This is a genomic window from Cupriavidus sp. 01L46 (genome assembly GCF_056399905.1).
In genome coordinates this window covers 1-4565 of sequence record NZ_JBFTSF010000408.1, presented here as the reverse complement: position 1 = coordinate 4565, position 4565 = coordinate 1, and the positions used below count along the sequence as shown (strand labels likewise).

The following is a 4565-nucleotide window of genomic DNA, read 5'->3' as shown; positions in this document are numbered from 1 at the left end:
GCCTATGGTCGAGGGATGCCGGCTTGCTTGCCGCACGCCACCCCCGACCCGGAAGCCCACTGACAGGACCCACGATGCGCCTCGTGACCCTGCCGCCCCTTGCGCACTATTTCACCGCCGAGCACGAACAGTTCCGCAGCACGCTGCGCGACTTCGTCGCCCGCGAGATCACGCCGTATGTGAACGACTGGGACGAATCCGGAACCTTTCCCCGCTCGCTGTACCGCCGCGCCGCGCAAGTCGGCCTGCTCGGGCTCGGTTACCCGGAACACTTCGGCGGCACGCCCGGCGACATCTTCTATCACCTGATCCAGGCGGAAGAGTTTGCCCGCTGCGGCTCCGGCGGCGTCAACGCATCGCTGCACTCCCACTCCATCGGCGTGCCGCCCATCGTCGCGGCCGGCAGCCCGGCGCTGCAGGAACGCGTGCTGCCCGCGGTCATCGCTGGCGACAAGATCGCCGCCCTGGCCATTACCGAGCCCGGCGGCGGCTCCGACGTGGCCAGCCTGAAGACCACGGCCGTGCGCGACGGCGACCACTACATCGTCAACGGTGAGAAGACTTTCATCACCTCCGGCATGCGCGCCGACTTCATCACCACCGCGGTGCGCACCGATCCCGCCAACAAGGGCGCGGGCGGCATCTCCCTGCTGCTGATCGAAGGCAACCCGCCCGGCCTGACCCGCACCGAACTCAAGAAAATGGGCTGGCTCGCCTCCGACACCGCCCACCTGCACTTCGACAACTGCCGGATCCCGGCCGCCAACCTGATTGGCGAAGAGAACCGCGGCTTCCAGATCATCATGCGCAACTTCAACGCCGAGCGGCTGGGGATGAGCGCCAGCGCCTATGGCTATGCCGAAGCCTGCCTGCAGGAAGCACTCGACTGGGCGCGCCAGCGCAGCACCTTCGGCCACCCGCTGGTGAAGCGCCAGGTGATCCGCCACAAGCTGGTCGACATGGCCCTGCGCATCGAAGCCGCCCGCAACCTCGTCTACGACCTGGCTTATCGCGTGCAGCATCAGGCCGGAGACCCGGCGCAACTGGTGGCGCGCACCTGCATGGCCAAGATCCAGGCCACCCAGGCCATGCAGTTCTGCGCCGACCAGGCCGTGCAGATCCTGGGCGGCATGGGTTTCATGCGTGGCACCCTGAGCGAGCGGGTATACCGCGAGGTCAAGGTCATGATGATCGGCGGCGGGTCGGAGGAAATCATGAAAGACCTGGCCGCGCGGCAGTTGGGGTTTTGAGGGGGGGAGATGTCCGAACGGCTTAAACGGCCAGTTCGAGGATCGTGCACATGAGGGCATGCGTCCCGGGAAGCGCCTCAGCCTCCCCGCGACACGGATCGGCCCCGCCGCGCCGCTTTATAATCCGACCGGAGAACCCACCGCTGGCGCTGCCGGCGGGCGTGTCCTGGAACCGGCCGAATGCCTTCGTATCCCCTTGTCCTCTGTCTCACCTTTGCGGTCGTCGGAAGTCTAACGGTTGCCGTCGCAACCTGGACGCGGCGGGACGACCCCATCGTCAAGGCCTTCCTGGCGCTGGCCCTGGGGAGCGCGCTATGGAGCGGCGGCCGCCTGCTCGAGTTGAACTCCGCCGACCTGGCAACACGCATCCTGTGGGCCAAGGTGCAATATGTGGGCATTGTCGCCGTGCCCATCGGCTGGCTCTGCGCCATGATCCAGCTCAGCCGGCCAAGATTCGTCATTCCCTGGTCGCTGCTCTGTCTGCCCATCGTCATCAATATCGTGACGCTGGCCCTGGTCTTTACCAACGAACGGCACCACCTGATCTGGACATCGATCCAGCTGGTGCCGGGGGGCGCGCCGCCGGGCGCCGTCTTCGGCCATGGCCCGGGATACGCCGCGGCGGCCGCCTACACCTACCTGCTGTTGCTGATCAGCGTTTACTTCCTGCTGACGGCCCGGGTACCAAGCAGCAGCCTGACCCGCGGGGGAAGGGCGGTGCTTGTGGGCGGCCTGGCGTTGCCGCTGGTGGCCAATATCGCGTACTTGCGCGGATGGACGGGGCCGCTGGGCGGCGACCTGACCCCCGCCACCTTCGCGGTGACGGCGGTGCTGGTGTGGGTATGCGCGCTGCGCAGGCATCTGGATGACGTTGGCCACTACGCCAGGCTCAGGGTCTTCGATGCCTTGCAAGAGGGCTGCGTGATCGTAAATGCCAACGACATCATCGTCGACTTCAACCCCGCCGCGCGGCGCCTGCTGGTGGAGGTGGAGCGGGGCAGCACGTTTCCGCCGGCCTGGCGGGACGCGATTGCCGCCAGCMGCAGCGGCGCGCCCGGCAGCGGCGGCTCGCACCTGATTTCGGAGGCGCGCGTCGACTACGAGCTCACCGTGGATTCGGTGCGCAACCTGAACCGGCAGCCGGTCGGGATCATTGTGTTCCTGCGCGACGTCACGCGCTTTCGCTCGCGCGAGCACGCGTTGACGCTGGAAAACTCCAGCCTGGCGGTGCGGCTCGGCGAGACCGAGGAAAAGCTCTCACGCATCGAGGCGGACCTCTATCGCGATGCGCTCACCGGCGCGCGCAACCGGCGCTACTTCCAGCGCGAGGCCGCCGTCGCGATTGCCGACGCGTTTGAGCGAGGCATTCCCGTCGGCCTGCTGATCATCGACGTCGATTACTTCAAGCAGTACAACGATCGCCACGGCCATGTGCATGGCGACGAATGCCTGCGCCGCGTTGCCGCCGCCATCGGCGAAGCCATGCGCAACGGCCCCGGCGACTTCTGCGCCCGCGTTGGCGGCGAAGAGTTCGCCATCGTGCTGCCAACGATCACGCCAGCCAATACACGGGAAGTCGGCCTGCGCCTGCTCAATGCCGTGCGCTCGCTGGCGCTGCCGCACGGCGGCTGGCCAGAGCATCCGTGCGTCACCATCAGCGTCGGCGCGGTTTGCGAAATCCCGGCGTCGCCAGCGCTGGAGTTCCTGCTCGAAAAAGCCGACGCAGCCATGTACGAGGCCAAGCGCAACGGCCGCGACCGCTTCATGATGCACAAGCCGGTGGCGTCGCCTGTGTACCCGGGCTGAACGTCTTTCATGGATTGGCCTGACCGGCCATCATCTCGGGAGTAGCCCGCGGCCGCTTGTCGTGACGGTGGTCTCGGGATGCCGGTAGCGGCCATGCCGGCCCCAAGCACGCCCCACGCACGCCCGCCGAGGCCTGATCTCAATTCCACTGCATGGAAATGCAGGGCTGTATTCGATCGTATTTGCGCTTAATCTGGGTTCATCGATAAACGACGGACAGGGCAAAGACATGGCGACTGTCCCGTCAAGAAACCCAGACGGAGACGCAAGTGCCTAATTCATTTCCCCTCTTCAAGCGGGCGCTGGCCACGTTGGCCATTCCGCTCGCCGCCATGGGCGCGCTGGCGCCAGCGGCCAACGCCGCAGCCTTCCCGGAAAAACCCATTCGCCTCGTCGTGCCCTTCGCCCCGGGTGGTGGGACCGACCTGATCGCCAGGACCATGGGCGTGACGATGTCGCAGGATCTCGGCCAGCCCGTGATCATCGACAACAAGCCGGGCGGCGGTACCATCATCGGCTCCGACACGGTGGCCAAGAGCGCACCGGATGGCTACACCTTGGTGATGGCCACGTTTGCGCACGCGGTCAACCCGAGCATCCACGCCAAGCTGCCCTACGCCACCGACAAGGCATTTGCGCCGGTGATGCTGGTAGGCCAGTCGCCCAACGTGCTGGTGGTTCGCCCGGACAGCCCCTACAAGACGGTGCAGGACCTGATCGCTGCCGCCAAGGCCAAGCCAGGAAAGATCTCGTTTGCATCTCAGGGCCCAGGCACTTCCGCGCACCTCGCGGGTGAACTGTTCAAGTCACTGGCCAAAGTCGACCTCAATCACATTCCCTACCGAGGCGCCGGCCCGGCCATCACCGACTTGCTGGGCGGCCAGGTGGATGTGATGTTCGCCACGGCCTCCGCAGTCGGGTCGTTGCTTGAGAACGGCAAGCTGCGGGCGATCGCGGTGACCACGGCCAAGCGCTCGACAAGCCCGGTCCTGGCGAAGGTGCCCACCATCGCGGAAAGCGGCGTGCCCGGCTACGTGGCCGAAAGCTGGTACGGGCTCTTCGTGCCGGCAGGCACGCCCGCCCCGGTGATTGCCCGCCTGAACGCCGCCGCCAGGAAAGCGGTGCAGACCGAGGCGTTCCGCAAGCGCGCCGAAACCGAGGGCCTGGAAGTCAGCGCGGGAACGCCCGAGGAATTCGGCCGCTATGTGCGCGCCGAGGAGGTTCGCTGGAGCCAGGTGGTCAAGCAAGCCAAGATCACCGCAGAGTAGTCGAGCAGCCCTCGATTGCGCATCGGCACGCAAAACACACGAAGCACGAATCAAAGCACAAAACACGAGATAGAGAGACCCACCATGAACGCCACTTCACTGATCACACTCGACATTGACGCCGGGATCGCCACCCTGACGCTGAACCGCCCTGAAAAGCGCAACGCCATGACCGACGACATGCGTACCGAGTTGATCGCCGCCCTGGAGCACGTCACCCAGGACAAGACCATTCGGGCGC

General features: G+C 66.1%; 4 protein-coding genes. All 4 read left to right on the top strand.

Annotation, left to right across the window (positions count from 1 at the left end):
* Positions 1 to 74 precede the first annotated feature (74 nt).
* A complete protein-coding gene (locus tag AC1DS3_RS35535) occupies positions 75 to 1250 on the top strand; it encodes an acyl-CoA dehydrogenase family protein (protein ID WP_477129031.1) in 1176 nt (391 codons plus the stop codon).
* Positions 1251 to 1430: 180 nt separating this feature from the next.
* Complete coding sequence (locus AC1DS3_RS35530) at positions 1431 to 3056, top strand: histidine kinase N-terminal 7TM domain-containing protein (protein WP_477129030.1); 1626 nt, start codon at positions 1431 to 1433, stop codon at positions 3054 to 3056.
* A 332-nt stretch (positions 3057 to 3388) separates the two neighbouring features.
* Positions 3389 to 4324 carry a tripartite tricarboxylate transporter substrate binding protein gene (locus AC1DS3_RS35525; protein ID WP_441631838.1) on the top strand — a complete coding sequence of 312 codons (936 nt, stop codon included), beginning with the start codon at positions 3389 to 3391 and terminating at the stop codon, positions 4322 to 4324.
* An 84-nt stretch (positions 4325 to 4408) separates the two neighbouring features.
* Positions 4409 to 4565 (top strand): enoyl-CoA hydratase-related protein (locus AC1DS3_RS35520; RefSeq protein WP_477129032.1); only part of this gene is annotated, 157 nt, incomplete at its 3' end.

Bases quoted from the DNA above. Each gene is read 5' to 3' on its own strand.
- AC1DS3_RS35525 (WP_441631838.1), top strand. From the start codon at position 3,389: ATGGGCGCGCTGGCGCCAGCGGCCAACGCCGCAGCCTTCCCGGAAAAA.
- AC1DS3_RS35535 (WP_477129031.1), top strand. From the start codon at position 75: ATGCGCCTCGTGACCCTGCCGCCCCTTGCGCACTATTTCACCGCCGAG.